Below are 15457 nucleotides of genomic sequence, written 5' to 3' on the forward strand. Positions count from 1 at the left end.
GGGGGCGGTTTCGAACTCCGCCCTCGTATTGTTCCGTAGGGTCGTTACATGACGGCGCCGACGTGCCAGGGGGCGAATTCCAGTTCGCCGTAGCCGAACAGCTCGCTTTTGGTCTTCTCGCCCGAGGCGGTGCGCAGCATCATCTCGAACAGCTCGGCGCCGAGCTCGTCGATGCTGGCGGTGCCGTCGACCACGCCGCCGCAATTGAGGTCCATGTCCTCGGATTGCCGGTTCCACAGCGGGGTGTTGCTGGCCAGCTTGATGGAAGGCACCGCGGTGCCGCCATAGGCCGAGCCGCGGCCGGTGGTGAAGACCATCAGGTTCGACCCGCCGGCGATCTGGCCGGTGGTCGCCACCGCGTCGTAGCCGGGCGTGTCCATGAACACCATGCCGCGTGCGGTCACCGGCTCGGCGTATTCATAGACCGCGGCCAGGGCGCTGTTGCCGGCCTTGGCGATGGCACCGAGCGATTTTTCCAGGATGGTGGTCAGCCCGCCTTCCTTGTTGCCGGCGGAGGGGTTGTTGTTCATCTCGGCGCCGCTGCGGGCGCAGTACTCCTCCCACCAGCGGATGCGCTCGATCAGCTTGCGGCCCACCGGCTCGGAGACGGCGCGGCGGGTCAGCAGATGCTCGGCCCCGTAGATTTCCGGGGTTTCCGAGAGGATGGCGGTGCCGCCCTGGGCGACCAGCCGGTCGACGGCGTTGCCCAGCACCGGATTGGCCGAGATGCCCGAGCAACTGTCAGACCCACCGCATTCCAGCGCCACCACCAGCTCGCTGGCCGGCACGCTGACGCGGGTCACGGCATTGGCCAGGGGCAGCAATTCCTTCACCATCTCGATGCCGCGGGCGATGGTCTTGCCGGTGCCGCCGGTCTCCTGGATGGTCATGCTGCGCAGCAGCTTGCCTTCCGCCAGGCCCTGCGCGGTGAAGAGGCTGGCGATCTGGTTGCTCTCGCAGCCAAGCCCGACCACGATCACCGCAGCGAAGTTCGGATGCCGGATATAGCCGCCCATGGTGCGGCGCATGATCTCCATCGCCTCGCTGTCGTTGCCGACGGCGCAGCCCATGGTCTGCGGGATGGAGACGACCCCGTCGACATTGGGGAAGTCCTTCAGCGCCTCGCCACGGAAATGGTCGGCGATGCGCCGCACCGCGGTGGCCGAGCAGTTCACCGAGGAGATCAGCCCGATATAGTTGCGTGTCGCCACCCGGCCGTCCGGGCGCACGATGCCCTGGAAGCTGCGCGGCTGTGCCGCCGGGGCCAGGGTGATCGGCTCGGTGCAGAAGGCGTAGTCGCGCAGGAAGTCGCCCATCTCCAGGTTCTGCAGATGGACATGCTCGCCAGGGGCGATGGGGCGGCTGGCGAAGCCGATGATCTGGTTGTAGCGCCGCACCGGCTCGCCCTTGGCGCGGGCGCGCACCGCGACCTTGTGGCCGAAGGGGATGGCGCTGGCGACCCGGATGCCGGAGGGCAGGACCTGCCCCTCGGCCAGGGGTTCGCGGGCGATGGCGACGTCGTCCTGCTCATGCAGCAGGATGACCGGCTGTGGACTGGGCATGGAACCTTCGTCTGGTTGTTGTTGGAAGTGCAGGAGGCTCAGGCGATGCCGGCCGCCTTCAACACCTCGCCGACCCGGGCGGCGAGCTCGGGCGTCAGCGGGCGGGCGGGCGGCAGCACCGCGCCGGAGATGTCGAGCCCGGTGCGGCGGATCGCCTCCTTGATCACGGCGAAGAACGGTGTCTCGATCTCATAGATTGGCGCGAGGGCGGCGATGGCACGATGGGCGGCGAAGGCGGTGGGGAAGTCGCCGTCGCGGAAAGCCCTGTACAGCCCGCAGGCGAGCTGCGGCGCGAAATTGGCCGTCGCCGGGATGCCGCCGTCGCCGCCAAGGGCGAGGGTGTTGAGCAGGTGCTCGTCATAGCCGGCGATGACGGCGAAGTCGGGGCGGTGTCCCTTGACCTCCAGGATCAGGCGGCGCGTATGCGCGACCACGTCGATCGTGTCCTTGATGCCGACGATGTTGTCGCAGGCGCGGGTGAGGCGCAGCGCCAGCTCCGGGCCCACGTCCTGGCCGGTGAGGGCGGGGAAGTTGTAGAGCAGGACGGGAAGATCGAGCGCACGTGCGACCTGCTGGTAGTGCAGGAACAGGTTCGCCTCTGACAGATGCGCGTAGTACGGGTTGATCACCAGCACCGCGTCGGCGCCGGCATCCTGCGCGTGGCGGCCGAATTCGACGGTTTCCAGCGTGCCCGGCGCGCCGATGCCCACCAGCACCTTCGTCCGGCCGGCGACGTGGCCGATGCAGAAGGCGGCGACCTCGCGGCGCAGGGAAGCGGGCATGTGGCAGAACTCGCCGCCGCTGCCGAGGATCAGCACGCCGTCGACGCCAGCCGCGATCAGGTGGTCGAGCAGCCGGCCCATGCCCGGCCGGTCGAGCGCGCCGGTGTCATCGACGATGGTGGGCACCGGCGGGATGATGCCTTGGAACGAGGGGGAGGGCATGGCGGGGGCTGTCTCCAGTCAAGTTCTATATGCAGAACTTGGTTCTCTGTGATGGACGGACCGTAGCACCCGATCCGGGGGCGGGCAAGCTCCGGGATGTTGCGGTATCGTCCCGGATCGACCGGTGCGGCATGGTGCGCCGGACGACGAACCGTTTCCGGAACGAGGAGAGATCCATAGCCATGACCGCGACGCTCGCGAATCTTCTTGTCACTGCCAGCAGCTATCCGTCGGTGTTCGAGGACATGCTGCGCAGCCTCGGGCGTGGCCTGATGTATGCGTTCGGCTTCAAGGTGATGGGCATGCTGTCGCTGCCCGGGGCGGTGGTCGTCGTGCTGGTGGTGCTGGTCATCGCCTACGTTCTGAGCCGGCACTGAAGCGCTGCCCGCCCGGGGACAGAGTTGCGGCCGACGCCTGTTCTGCGCCGTCGAAAAACATCGCTCAACAAGTGCGAGCGTGATACTGTTACGGACAAAGATTTCTACTGTAACGGCAATGACGGGCGCCAATTGCAATGAACAACGAGCTGAACGATCTTGATCTCCTGTTCGACGGCCTGGTGGCTGCGCTGCAGCAGGCGAAGGACCATCCCGAGGTCCTCGCGGAGGCCGAGGCGCTGGAGGCCCGCCTGTTCCAGGCCCATGACGCGGTGATGGCCGAGCTGGCAGCGGCGGTCCGGGCGACCGGCCGGCCCGGGATCGGCTATTCCGCCGCCGTGGAGGCGCTCGACGCCGTCTATGGCGACACCGTGGCCCTGCTGCGGATGCTGGCGGGCGGAGGCGTCTGGGGCCTGGCCTGACCCCGCCCGCCCGGCGCGCGGGGGCGCCGGGCGGGGGAAACTCGGCCTCCATATTTGCGTGCCGCTCCGATATCGGCAGGGGCGGAGATGCTCTAGAGCCCGGGCATGCATCACGATGGAGAAGCTCGATGCCGGCCCTGACTCGCGCCGTGACACGCGTCCTGGCCGGGCCGTATTGCCGCGGCGTCGCGGCGATGACGCATCGCCTGCTCCGGGGCCGGTCCGGGCCGCGCGCCTTCGATCGTGTCGTCGTCGTTGCCGCACTGGGCAAGAACAACGGCATCACCTCCGGCGCCCGGCGGCAATGGGCGACGCTGCGCGCCTGCGGCATCGAGGCCGAGCTGCTCGATGCCACGCCGGCGCTGCGCAATCCCCTGTTCCGGATCCCGCACCAGCCCGGATCGGCCTATGTTTTCCACTCCGCGGGGCCGCAGAGCGGCGTGCTGGTCGGGGCCGTGCTGCCGCATGTCGCCACTGCCTGGCGCATCGGCTACTGGGCCTGGGAACTGCCCGATCCGCCGCCCGAATGGCTGGGCTACGAACGCAATTTCCACGAGATCTGGACACCGAGTGGCTTCTCGCAGGCAAGTCTGGCCCGCGGCCTTGCCTGCCCGGTGGAGATCGTGCCGCATCATATCCCCGCGCGCGCGGCGCGGCGGCGGGCGGAGGATGCGCCGTTCACCGTGCTGGTGATGGCCGACAGCCGATCGAGCTGGGAACGCAAGAATCCCGAAGGCGCGCTGCGGGCCTTCCGCGCCGCCTTCGGCACGTCCGCCGCCGCGCGGCTGGTGCTGAAGCTGACCGGATGGCCGCAGGACGTGCTGGCGTTCGAACAGCGTTTCGCCGGGCTGCTCGAGGGCGGCAATGTCGAGGTCGTGCGGGGCCATCTCGATGCGGCGGCGCTGGCGCGGCTTTATTGCCGGGCCGATGTGCTGCTCTCGCTGCACCGGGCGGAGGGCTATGGCCTGCCGATGGCCGAGGCCATGGCCTGGGGCGTGCCGGTAGTGGCCACCGGCTGGTCGGGCAATCTCGACTTCATGGATGACTCGGACAGTTGCCTGGTGCCGTACCGGCTGGTGCCGGTCAGCGACAGCGCGGCGATCTATCGCGGCAGCACCTGGGCCGAGCCCGATCTCGACGCCGCCGCCGCGGCACTGCGCCGGCTTGCCGAGGACCCCGCCTTCCACGCGCGTCTGGCCTCCGCGGCGTTCCGGCGGGCCTGTGCCGTCACGCCACGCTTTCCCTTCCCCTTGCCGGAGGCAGCGCCGGCTCCGGCGATGGCCTGACCGGCCGGCGCTGCCTGGTCACGCCACCCCGGACGCGGGATCGCCGAATTCCGCGACCACCCGCTCGATGAAGCTGCGCAGCTTCGGGGTCATGCGCCGGTCGGCGGCATACAGGATGTGCATCGGCCGCGACGGCCCCGTGTAGTCGGGCAGGACCCGCAGCAGGCGGCCGGTGGCCAGTTCCTCGGTCAGCACCGCCTCGGGGCCGAGGGTGATGCCGAATCCCTCCAGCGCTGCCCGCAGCAACCCCTTCCAGTCATTGACCTGCAGGCGGCCGCTCACCCCCACGTCATGGCTGTGTCCGTCGCGGCTGAACCGCCACTGGCAGCGCAGCGCGCCGGTCCAGTAGGCGAAGCCCAGGCATTCGTGACGGGCGAGATCGGCCGGCGTCTGCGGCACCCCATGCTCCGCCAGATAGGCGGGGGCGGCGCAGGCGATCAGGCGATAGGGGGCGAGGGGGCGGGCCACCAGCGAGCTGTCGCCGATCGGCCCGAGCCGCAGCACCGCCTCGAAGCCTTCCTCGACGGGATCGACCAGGCGGTCCGACAAGGTCAGGTCGACCTGCACCTGCGGATGGTCGCGCAGGTAGCGCGTGATCAGCGGCACCAGGCTGTGGCTGCCGAAGGTCACCGGCGCGTTGACACGCAGGCGGCCGCGCGGCGCGGCGCGGGCCTGCTGCGCCAACGCCTCGGCGGCCTCGATCTCCGCCAGGATCAGCCGGCAGCGCTGGTAATAGGCGCGGCCGAACTCGGTCAGGCTCTGCCGGCGCGTCGTGCGGTTCAGCAGCCGCGTGCCGAGCCGGTCCTCCAGGAACTGGACGTGTTTGGCCACCATCTGCGCCGACATGCCCAGCGCCGCCGCGGCAGCGGCGAAGGAGCCGAGATCGGCCGCCCGTACGAACACGGCCATGCTGGTGAGCCGGTCCGGCATTGCCCACTCCTGGTTGGGAAAGAAGCATCGAGACGGCGATTTATCACACCCTGGCGCGGGATCACGCTGTGGGTCATCGCGGGTGCCATACAGGAGTACGCATATGCGGATCGGGATCATCGGCGCGGGATTCATCGGGCGGGCGGTGGCGCGGCTTGCCGTGGCGGCGGGCCACGAGGTCATGGTCAGCAATTCGCGCGGGCCGCACACCCTCACCAGCATCCCCCCAGGCACCGGGGCGGGGATCGGCACCGTGGCGCAGGCCGCGCGCTTCGGCGAGATAGGGTTGGTGGCGATTCCGCTGCACCAGATCCACACCCTCCCGGCCGATACCCTGGCCGGCCGGATCGTGCTGGACGCCAACAACTACTATCCCGCGCGCGACGGGGCGATCGCGGAACTGGACGCCCACCACATCACCACCAGCGAACTGCTCGCGCGGCATCTGCCGCATGCGCGCATCGTCAAGGCGTTCAACGCCATCCTCGCAACCGACCTGGAAAAAGGCGGCCAGGTGCTGGAGTCGGGACGGCGGCGCGCCCTGCCGATCGCCGGCGACGACCCGGCGGCCAAGGCGGTCGCGGCGGGGCTGCTGGAGCAATTCGGCTTCGACGTCGTTGATGCCGGCACGTTGGCCGAAAGCTGGCGCTTCGAACGCGCGAAGCCGGCCTACTGCATGCCGCTCGACCGGGAGGCTCTGCTGGGGGCCCTGGCCGCCGCGGAGCGCGACAAAGGTGTGCCGGAAGGATCCTGGCGACGGTAACGCGTCGCCGGCTCCATTGCCAGGCTATCCGCCCACACCGTCCAAGTAACGGAACGGTCAGGGAAAACCCGACCAGACCTCGCTGACGTTGTCACGCCACATTCATCGCAATGACCGCCTTCTGCCATGTCGGCGCGCCATACGCGCTTCGCAGAAGGAGCGACGGATGGTGCCTCAATCAGTGGATCTGGCTGGAATCGACAAGAGCTTCGGCTCCACGCAGGTACTGAGGGGAATCGAGCTTTCCATCCACCCGGGCGAATTCCTCTCGCTGGTCGGCATGTCGGGCTGCGGCAAGTCCACCCTGCTGCGGATCATTGCGGGGCTCGAAACCCCGGATCGTGGCACCGTCTCGATCGGCGGGCGGGACGTGACCGATGTCGATCCGAGCGATCGCAACATCGCCATGGTGTTCCAGTCCTATGCGCTCTACCCGCATATGACGGTGCGGCAGAACATCGCCGCGCCCTTGCGGATGCGTCGCCTGGCCTTCGCGGCGCGCCTGCCGTTGATCGGCCGGGCCGTCGCTCCGGCCCAGACCCTGCGCGAGATCGACGCCGCCGTCCGCGGGGCGGCAGAGACGCTACGAATCGCCGATCTGCTCGACCGCAAGCCGGCGCAGCTTTCGGGCGGGCAGCGCCAGCGCGTCGCCCTGGCTCGCGCGCTGGTGCGCTCGCCGGCCGCTTTCCTGATGGACGAGCCGCTCTCGAATCTCGATGCGAAGCTGCGCGCCCACATGCGCGAGGAGCTGTCCGCACTGCACCGGCGCCTTGGGGCAACCTTCGTCTATGTCACGCACGACCAGCTCGAGGCGATGACCATGTCCGACCGGATCGCGGTGATGGTGGAAGGACGGATCGAGCAGCTCGGCACTCCCGACGCGCTGTACCGGCGCCCGGCCACCCTGACCGTCGCCTGCTTCATCGGCACGCCGACGATCAACCTCCTGCCGGTCGAGATCGACGGATGCGGCCGTGTCACTGTCTTCGGGCAGGGGCTTGGGTTCCGCGCGCCGGGCGGGGCGGGGCCGGCGCAGCTCGGCATCCGGCCGGAGGCCGTGCGGCTGGGGCGGACCGGGATGGCCGTCCGCGTTCTGCGCATGGAAACGCACGGCGCCGACCGCTTCGTCACCTGCGCCCCGCTGCAGGACGAAACCCTGCGGATCACCCTGCGCCAGGGGGCCGACGCGCCGGTCGGCGCCACGCCCGAGGGCACCTTGCTGCTGGGCTTCGCGCCGGATGGGGTGCACCTGTTCGGGGCGGACGGCCTCCGGCGCGAGATCGTCCCGTGCGAGCGCGTCACGGCATGAGCGCGACCGGGTACACCTCGCCCGCCATCCCCCGGTCGCGCCCGCGCCTGTCGCGCATGGACCGGCGGATGATCCGGCGCGCGCTGCTGTTCTGCGCGCCGGCGGTCCTGTTGCTGCTGGCAATCTACATCATCCCGATGCTCGTGCTCGCCGGCTTCTCGGCCACCGATTACCGCCTGGGCGCGCCGTCCTTCGCCTTCGTCGGCATCGGCAACTTCACCAAGGCCCTCCATGACGCGGTGTTCCTGCGCGCGCTGCGCAATACCGCGCTCTATGTCGCGCTCGTCATTCCCGTCGGGGTCTTCCTCGCGCTCGGCATCGCACTGCTGGTCCATGCCCGCCGGCGCAGCCGTGCCTTCTGGGAGATTGCCTATTTCCTTCCCGTCACGGCGACCCTGGTCGCGATGGCGACGGTCTGGCAATTCCTGCTGCATCCCTCGCTCGGGCCAGTGAACGCCGCCATCAAGGGGCTGGGCTTCGAGCCGGTGGCGTTCCTGTCCAATCCCGCGCTGCTGATTCCGACCATGGCGCTGATCGGGATCTGGCAGGTGCTGGGCTTCAACACGGTGTTGTTCCTGGCGGGGCTGACCGCGATCCCGAAGGACCTGCACGAGGCGGCGCGCCTGGACGGGGCGAAGCATCCGATCGACCGCTTCGCCACCGTGACATGGCCGATGCTCGGGCCGACGACGCTGTTCGTCGTCGTCACCACCTCGATCTCGGCCTTCAAGGTGTTCGAGACGGTGGCAGTGCTCACCAAGGGGAATTCCGGATCCGAAACCCTCCTGTTCGAGCTCTACCTGGAAGGGTTCGAATATTCCAATACCGGGTACGCGGCTGCGCTGACAGTGATCTTCCTCGCCATCGTGCTGGTCCTTTCGATCGGCCAGACCCTGCTGATGGACCGGAAGGTGCATTACTGATGTCTGCCCTCCGCCGATATCTCCCGCACCTGGTCCTGGCGCTCGGCGCCTGCGTCATGCTGCTGCCGTTCTACTGGATGGTGCTGACCTCGATCCGCTCGCCGGCCGAGGTGTTCAATGTCTCGCTCTGGCCGATCCCGAGGCATTTTGACGCGATCGCGAACTATGCGCGCGCGGCGGCGCAGGTGCCGATGGCGCGATTCATGCTGAACGGCGTGATCGTCTGTTCCGGCATCCTGGTCGTGCAGGTCCTGACGGCGGTTCCCGCGGCCTATGCGCTGGCCAGGATGCGTTTCCCGGGGCGCAGGATCCTCCTTGGCCTGGTGATCGCCGCGCTCTGCGTGCCGATCCAGGCCCTGGCACTGCCGCTGTTCATCGGCCTCGCCAAGGCCGGTCTGCTGAACACCTATTTTGCGATGATGGCGCCCTTCCTGCTGTCGGTCTTCGCAATTTTCCTGCTGCACCAGTCCTTCCGCAGCTATCCCGAGGAGATCATCGAGTCCGCCCGGATCGACGGGTTTTCGGAAATCGAGATCTGCTGGCGCCTGGTCCTGCGCGGCTCGCTGCCGTCGCTCGCGGCCTTCGCGGTCTTTTCCTTCGTCGCGCACTGGAACGATCTCTACTGGCCGATGATCGTGGTCAGCGACACCGCCATGGCACCGCCGCCGCTGGGCATGCTGTTCTTCTCCGATGCCGAGACCGGCGCGAACTACGGCGCGCTGATGGCGGGCGCCACGATGATCACCGCGCCGATGCTGCTGTGCTTCCTGCTGGCCCGGCGGCATTTCATCGCGGGCATCACCATGACCGGGGTCAAGTGACCCCCGTCCGTTCCTTCTGCAATCCCTTGGAGACCGACATGACTGTAACCCGACGCGCCGCCGTGCGGAGCCTGGCCTTCGGGCTGGCCGGACTCGGCCTCGCCAGGCCCGGTGTGGCGGCGCCGGCAGTGACGCTGAACGTGCTCTACAACCTGCCGGGCTTCACGAAGTTCCACCAGCCGCTGGCGGACAGCTTCATGAAGGCCAATCCCGACATCCGGATCAACTTCCTCGCCCCGGCGACCAGCTACACCGAGGGCCAGCAGCAGGTGCTGCGCGCGGCCGTGACGGGCAACCTGCCGGATGTCTATTTCTCGGGCTACAACCTGACGGCTGAACTGGTCCACACGCTCGCCCCGCGCCGGCAGATCACCGATCTCGGCCCGTTCATCGCGGCCGAGGGCGGCCAGGCCTTTCTCGACCGGAACTTCAGCCCGAAGATCGCCGCCCTCGGACGGGTGGATGGGACGCAGTACGGCCTGCCGGTCAATGCGTCCTCGCCGATCATGTACATCAACGCGGATCTGGTGAAGAAGGCGGGCGGCGATCCGGACCACATGCCCACCACCTTTCCCGGGCTGATCGCGCTGGCGGCGAAGATCCACGCCCTCGATCCCAGGATCGCCGGCATGGGCTATGACATCAATGGCTGGCCCGATGACTGGCTGTGGCAGGCGCTGATCTTCGAGCAGGACGGCACGCTGGTGGATGGCGCGACGAAGAAGGTCGCCTTCGATAACGCGATCGGCCTGCGGGCGCTGCAATATTGCCGCCGGTTCGTGATCGAGGGCGGACAGGTGCTGCTCGACTGGGACCAGTCGCGCCAGCAATTCGGCGCGGGGCTGACGGGGTTCATCTTCTCGACCCCGGCCCATGTCCAGACGATCGAAGGGCTGGTGGGCGATCGCTTCCCGCTCAGGACCGCGACCTTTCCGCTCGACAACACGGCAACGGGGGGCGTGCCCACGGGCGGGAACTCGGCGGTGATCCTGACGCAGGACAAGGCGAAGCAGGTGGCCGCGTGGAAATACCTGACGTTCATCACCGGCCCCGAGGCGCAGAACGTCATCGTGCGCATCACCGGCTACCTGCCGACGAACCTGCTCGCCAACGGGCCCGATTACCTCGCGCCCTATTATGCCGAGCATCCGAACGCGCGGACGGCCTCGCTCCAGGCCGACAGGTCGATGCCCTGGGCCGGTTATCCGGGCGGTGACTCGGTGCGCATCTGGCGGATGCAGCGTGACATCATCGGCAGCGTCATGCGGGGCGATATCACGCCCGAGGTTGGCCTGCAGCAGATCGTCGCGCAGACCAACGCCCTGATGAAGTAGACGCCCGGCGCGGCCGCGTGCGACGGTCTACAGGGCGTACGCGGCCAGGTCGTCGATATGGATCTCGATGCCCGGCGGCATGTTCACCGGATTCATCGTCAGCAGGACATGCGTCGCCCAGTCCGGGGCATAGCCGTCGCAGGGGCTGGTGGGATCGGAATAGGTGGTGGTGAAGGCGATGCGCTCGAAGCCCGGCATGGCGCTGCCGAGGCGGACGGCGCGGCTGGCCTCGCCGATCAGCAGGCTTTCCCCCAGCATGGGAAGGCCGGCGGCGTCGCTGCCGATGAAGCGCGCGAACAGCGCCTGGAAATAGAGCTCCGCTGTGCCGGCGCCGCCGATGGCAACCGGCACGCGCCACGCGAAGTCCAGGCCGACCGAACAGCGCGGTGGGATCGGGGCGGCAAGGAACAGTGTCGATTCCGTTCCACCGCCGACGCCGGTGCGGGCGAAGCGCAGCGAGCGCTTGCCGCTCGCTGCGCAGCGGTCGGAGATCGAGAGGCTGGCGCGGCCGTACTCCTGCTCGCCGTTGGCCCAGGCCACGCCGTGGCGGTCCAGCCGCCGCGTGCCGCCGGTGAGCCAGCAATTGACGGCGATCGAAGCGGTTTCGAAGGATCCGCCGCTGCCGAACAGGTTGTGCACGCTGTCGCGCTTGGTGACGGCCGGGACCTGTTTATTGCCGCCCCCGGCCAGCCCCGAGCAGAACAGCCGTCCCGCGCCCCCGAGCAAAGCGCCGCTGGTGGTGCGCCAGTTCCAGGCGGAGACGTTGCGCAGCCGCACCACGGAATACCGGTTCCTGGCAAGGAACATGTACTCGTGCGCGGGGCCGCGGTCGAAATCCACGCCCGAGATCATCAGCATGCCGCCGTCGAGCGTCAGGTCGCCCGCATCGGTCAGTTCGAAGGGGATCTGCCCGGCGGCGGTGGGGCGCGAGATCTCGAAATGGCAGCAGACGAAGCTCACCGTGCCATGGCCGACGAACAGGCGGCTGCAGTAATCCAGCGAGCAGCCGAAAAAATACAACTCGGCGCCCCGGTTCAGCACCGCGAGCTCGCTGTTGAACAGCAGGCAGGAGACGAAGGAGATGTTCTCCCCGGCGTCGTCCCCGCCGGAGAACTCCACGCAGGTCCTGCAGTCGTAGATGTCGAGCCCGACCAGCTTGAGCGCATAGGCGCGGTTCGCCATGCGGATCCCGCAGCGGAAGCCGTGGATCGCCAGCCCGCTCGCCAGCACGCGGCTGCTCAGCAGCGGGGTGGGCGTGTCGAAGAGGATGCCGTCGACGTTGCCGCCCCGTCCCGGGCCGGTCAGCGTGAATCCCTCCCAGGGAAAGGCCGCATGGCCGTACGGCGGCGTATCGGGGCGGGACCGGCAGGTGATCGCCGCCGTGCCGCCGCCCTGGAAGGTCAGGCGGGCGCCGTTCCCGCGCAGCCCGGTGCGCACCGGATCGATGACCAGCGAGCCGCCGCCCAGGGGGTAGCTGCCCCCCTCGAAATCAAGGACGCCGCGGCCACGTTCCTCCTCGATGAAATTCACCGCCCGCTGCAGCGCCGCCAGGGCGTTGGCGCCGGGAAGCGCGCCGAAGCGGGCAGGGGTCACCACCTGGTCCGGTGCGAGCACCCACCAGCGGCCATCCGCCGAATGCTGGCGGTGCCGCCCGCCGCCGGCCACCGCGACATACTCGGCGCCTCCCGTGCCCGGCTCGCTGTGGCCGCTGGTGCGGATGCGCGTGACCTCGGCCGGGACGTGGACGGAGCCCAGATCCCGCAACAGGCCCAGGGTTGTGACCGGCCTGCCCTCCGGGGTGGCGGCGGCGATCGTGGCCACCGGCACCATCGCCCCGAGCATCGTGGCCAGGCGGCGACGGTCGATCGGTGATCTGTCTTCGTGCATCGGCGGCTCCGGACCCGGCGGCAAGTGGCCGGATAATGCGGAGCCGGGGACTCGGTCGCCAGAACGATGCGGTCAAAAAACAGTGCGTGTTGAGGCTGTGCCGCGCAGCGCGATTGGGGTCAAGGGGTCCCCTGACCCCTTGCGGGTCAAGGGCGGAGCCCTTGTCTTTTCTCACATCGTCCCGTTCGGCACGCTCCGCCCCAGTGTCCGCCCGACCAGCAGGCCGAGGCTGTGGGCAACCCGGTTGGCGTCGCGCACCTGGATCTGGCAATCGGCCGAGATCACCCAGACATAGGCATAATCGGTGGTATCAAGCACCTGGGCGGTGACCCGCAGGGTGCTGGCCTGGACATCGGTGAAGCCGCCTTGCTGGTCCGCCCAGGTGAAATTGTTGAAGACCTGGCCCGAACCGGCCGAGGCCAGGGTGAACACCAGGCTCAACCGGAAATTGGAACCGGAATCGATGCTTGCCCCGCCCTCGCGAAATCCGTTGATGAACTGTGCTGCCAGCCCCGGATTCTCCGGCGCCTCCGCCAGCGCCACCGTCCGGGCGAGCGATCGCTGCTGCATCACCGAGGCCATGTAGCTGCCCTGGCAGACCTCGTCCGCCCGTGCCGGCGATGCCCACATCCCTGTCAGCCCAACCCCGAGCAGGGCCATGGCGACCTGCCGTGCCTGTCCATGTGCGACGCTCATGCGGCAATCCTCCCTGTCCGGGTCGGCCCGGCCTGAAAACCGAGTCGGCGGGGAACAATTCAGGCATGCCATCACCGGGGCCGCAAGCGCGGCATCTCGGATCACGACGCCTGGGGCAGGCCCCTCCGGGCGGCTTTCTCCTCGCTGGTTTGCCGTCGCCGTCGGGGCGGGAGGGAGATCGGTTCGGAACTTTCCACCAGGTGCAACTTGTCGATGGTGCCGAACACCTCGCGCAGGTGCAGCCGCATCGCCCCGGTTGCCCGATCGGCGTTACGCTCGACCAGGGCTTCCACCACGTCCTGGTGCTGGCCGATCAGCCGCTCCAGATGGGCGTGGTCGGCGAAGCTGAGGTAGCGGATCCGGTCCATGTGGACCTTCTCCTGCTGGATGACCCGCCAGACCCGCGGATGGCCGGCGATCTCGGCGATGATGGTGTGCAATTCCTCGTCCAGGCGGTAGAAACGCTCGCCATCGTCCTGCCGCGCCGCGCGGCGCTGGGCATCGAGATTCTCGATCAGCCGGCCGGAACCGGCCAGCGTCATCTGCGCCGCGGCGTCGGCCACCATGGCGCATTCCAGGTGCTCGCGCAGGAACTGGGCTTCCCGCACCGCCTGCAGCGAGATCGGCGCGACGAAGCTGCCGCGCTGGGGGAAGACCCGCACCAGCCCCTCGTCGGCCAGCTTGATCAGCGCTTCCCGCACCGGGGTGCGGCTGACCTGCAGCCGTTCCGAGACGTCGGCCTCGATCACCGGTGCCCCGGGCGGGAGCACGCCGCGGACGATCTCGTCGCGCAACCGGTCGAAGACCTGTTCAGTCAGGCGTGGGCTGCGCCGGTCCATGTATGGCTTCCCGAAGCTGGCGGACAACGCGAGGGGCAGGGGCGCATGCCGCGTGTGTCGTTCCCTGGCAACATGTTCCCCGGCACCATAGTGCCATGGCGGGCGGGGCGAAACCTGTCCCCGCCCTGTCGCCCCTCACGTCCGTCCGTCTCCGCTTCGTTCCCCGCTTAGCTGACGCGGCCGGCGCGGAAGGCCGCGATGGTCTGCATCACCCCGCGCAACTCGGCCAGCCCCTTCAGCCGCCCGATGTTCGAATAGCCCGGGTTCATCTTCTTGCCGACGTCGTCGCCCAGCAGATGCCCGTGATCGGGGCGCATCGGGATCTGCGCGTCCGCCCGTCCCTCGGCGGCGCGGCGGTCCTCCTCGCGCATCAGCGCCGCCGCGACCCCGATCAGGTCGGTGTCGCCATCGAGGTGTTCCGCCTCGTAGAACGACCCGTCCGGCTCGTGGCGGGTGTTGCGCAGATGGGCGAAGTGGATGCGCGGCGCGAATTCCCCGGCCATGGCGACCAGGTCGTTGGCGCGGTTCGATCCGAAGGACCCGGTGCACAGCGTCAGGCCGCAGGCCTCGCTCGGCACGCCGGCGAACAGGGCGCGCACATCCTCGGCCGAGCACATCACCCGCGGCAGGCCGAAGATCGGGAAGGACGGGTCGTCGGGATGGATGCACAGCCGCGCGCCTTCCTCCTCGGCGACCGGCGTGATCTCCTGCAGGAACGCGATCAGGTGCGCGCGCATGCCCTCCTTGCTGATGTCGCGATAGAGGTCGAGCATGCGCAGGAAGCCGGCGCGGTCATAGACGAAGTCGCGCGCGGGCAGCCAGTCGATCAGGATCTTCTCCAGCGCGTCGACCTGCGCGGGCGTCATCGCCTTGAAGCGCGCCTCGGCGGCGGCGATGCGTTCGGGCGTGTAGTCCGCCTCCACGTCGCGGCGCTTCAGCACGAACAGGTCATAGGCGGCGAAGTCGATCGCGTCGAAGCGCAGCGCGTAGCCGCCGGTGGGCAGCTTCCATTCCAGGTTGGTGCGCGTCCAGTCGGTGATGGCCATGAAGTTGTAGCAGATCACCTTCGCCCCGGCGCGGGCGACGGCGCGGATCGACTGCTTGTAGTTGTCGATCTTCTTCTGGAAATCGCCGGTGCGGGTCTTGATCTCCTCGCCCACGCCGATGCTCTCGACCACCGACCAGGTCAGGCCGGCCTCCTCGATCTGCTTGCGGCGCTTCGCCACCTCGTCTTCCGGCCAGGCCCCGCCGGTGTTGAGGTGATGCAGCGCGGTGACGACGCCCGTCGCCCCCGCCTGCTTCACGTTCTCCAGGGTCACGACGTCGTCGGGACCGAACCATCTCCAGGTTTGCAGCATGATGAC

The 15457-nt window shown here is 68.7% G+C and carries 15 protein-coding genes; 8 read left to right on the forward strand and 7 right to left on the reverse strand.

Translation table 11 applies throughout. The features are described from left to right. Positions 1 to 44 precede the first annotated feature (44 nt). Positions 45 to 1562 (reverse strand): UxaA family hydrolase, encoded by a 1518-nt coding sequence (locus tag NBY65_RS21385; protein WP_150042297.1) that lies wholly within the window; start codon positions 1560 to 1562, stop codon positions 45 to 47. Between the two features lie 38 nt (positions 1563 to 1600). Beyond that, positions 1601 to 2506, reverse strand: coding sequence for a dihydrodipicolinate synthase family protein (locus NBY65_RS21390; protein WP_150042296.1), 906 nt, complete (start codon positions 2504 to 2506; stop codon positions 1601 to 1603). Between the two features lie 182 nt (positions 2507 to 2688). Between NBY65_RS21390 and NBY65_RS21395 the strand changes: the two genes are divergently transcribed. The 3 genes from NBY65_RS21395 to NBY65_RS21405 all read left to right on the forward strand — a co-directional run bounded on the left by NBY65_RS21395 (position 2689) and on the right by NBY65_RS21405 (position 4591). Next, complete coding sequence (locus NBY65_RS21395; RefSeq protein ID WP_150042295.1) at positions 2689 to 2883, forward strand: hypothetical protein; 195 nt, start codon at positions 2689 to 2691, stop codon at positions 2881 to 2883. A gap of 137 nt (positions 2884 to 3020) precedes the next feature. Next, positions 3021 to 3305, forward strand: a complete 285-nt coding sequence (locus NBY65_RS21400; RefSeq protein ID WP_150042294.1) for a hypothetical protein — start codon at positions 3021 to 3023, stop codon at positions 3303 to 3305. Between the two features lie 128 nt (positions 3306 to 3433). Then, complete coding sequence (locus tag NBY65_RS21405) at positions 3434 to 4591, forward strand: glycosyltransferase (RefSeq protein ID WP_150042293.1); 1158 nt, start codon at positions 3434 to 3436, stop codon at positions 4589 to 4591. 18 nt (positions 4592 to 4609) lie between these two features. Here the strand turns inward: NBY65_RS21405 and NBY65_RS21410 are convergent, their stop codons facing one another. Further along, a complete protein-coding gene (locus NBY65_RS21410; protein WP_150042292.1) occupies positions 4610 to 5521 on the reverse strand; it encodes a LysR family transcriptional regulator in 912 nt (303 codons plus the stop codon). Between the two features lie 103 nt (positions 5522 to 5624). On the opposite strand from NBY65_RS21410, the gene NBY65_RS21415 reads away from it, so the two are divergent. The 5 genes from NBY65_RS21415 to NBY65_RS21435 all read left to right on the forward strand — a co-directional run bounded on the left by NBY65_RS21415 (position 5625) and on the right by NBY65_RS21435 (position 10671). Next, positions 5625 to 6284 (forward strand): NADPH-dependent F420 reductase, encoded by a 660-nt coding sequence (locus tag NBY65_RS21415; RefSeq protein ID WP_150042291.1) that lies wholly within the window; start codon positions 5625 to 5627, stop codon positions 6282 to 6284. A gap of 166 nt (positions 6285 to 6450) precedes the next feature. Further along, complete coding sequence (locus NBY65_RS21420; RefSeq protein WP_150042290.1) at positions 6451 to 7593, forward strand: ABC transporter ATP-binding protein; 1143 nt, start codon at positions 6451 to 6453, stop codon at positions 7591 to 7593. Then, positions 7590 to 8516: a carbohydrate ABC transporter permease gene (locus NBY65_RS21425; protein ID WP_150042289.1), complete on the forward strand. Its 927-nt coding sequence runs from the start codon at positions 7590 to 7592 to the stop codon at positions 8514 to 8516. Before NBY65_RS21420 ends, NBY65_RS21425 begins: the two co-directional genes overlap by 4 nt. Continuing rightward, positions 8516 to 9337 (forward strand): carbohydrate ABC transporter permease, encoded by an 822-nt coding sequence (locus NBY65_RS21430; RefSeq protein ID WP_150042288.1) that lies wholly within the window; start codon positions 8516 to 8518, stop codon positions 9335 to 9337. The genes NBY65_RS21425 and NBY65_RS21430 overlap by 1 nt, the downstream gene beginning before the upstream one ends. Before the next feature lie 38 nt (positions 9338 to 9375). Further along, complete coding sequence (locus NBY65_RS21435) at positions 9376 to 10671, forward strand: ABC transporter substrate-binding protein (protein ID WP_150042287.1); 1296 nt, start codon at positions 9376 to 9378, stop codon at positions 10669 to 10671. A gap of 27 nt (positions 10672 to 10698) precedes the next feature. On the opposite strand, the gene NBY65_RS21440 is transcribed toward NBY65_RS21435, so the two are convergent. From NBY65_RS21440 to uxuA, 4 genes are all read right to left on the reverse strand, one after another. Beyond that, entirely contained in the window at positions 10699 to 12558 is a 1860-nt protein-coding gene (locus tag NBY65_RS21440) for a hypothetical protein (RefSeq protein ID WP_150042286.1), read from the reverse strand. 171 nt (positions 12559 to 12729) lie between these two features. Continuing rightward, entirely contained in the window at positions 12730 to 13254 is a 525-nt protein-coding gene (locus NBY65_RS21445; RefSeq protein ID WP_150042285.1) for a hypothetical protein, read from the reverse strand. A 101-nt stretch (positions 13255 to 13355) separates the two neighbouring features. After that, positions 13356 to 14093 carry a GntR family transcriptional regulator gene (locus NBY65_RS21450; RefSeq protein ID WP_150042284.1) on the reverse strand — a complete coding sequence of 246 codons (738 nt, stop codon included), beginning with the start codon at positions 14091 to 14093 and terminating at the stop codon, positions 13356 to 13358. Between the two features lie 167 nt (positions 14094 to 14260). Beyond that, positions 14261 to 15451 carry a mannonate dehydratase gene (uxuA, locus tag NBY65_RS21455; RefSeq protein WP_150042283.1) on the reverse strand — a complete coding sequence of 397 codons (1191 nt, stop codon included), beginning with the start codon at positions 15449 to 15451 and terminating at the stop codon, positions 14261 to 14263. Positions 15452 to 15457 lie beyond the last annotated feature (6 nt).

Origin of the sequence: Rhodovastum atsumiense, assembly GCF_937425535.1 — a bacterium.
Classification (GTDB): Bacteria; Pseudomonadota; Alphaproteobacteria; order Acetobacterales; family Acetobacteraceae; genus Rhodovastum; species Rhodovastum atsumiense.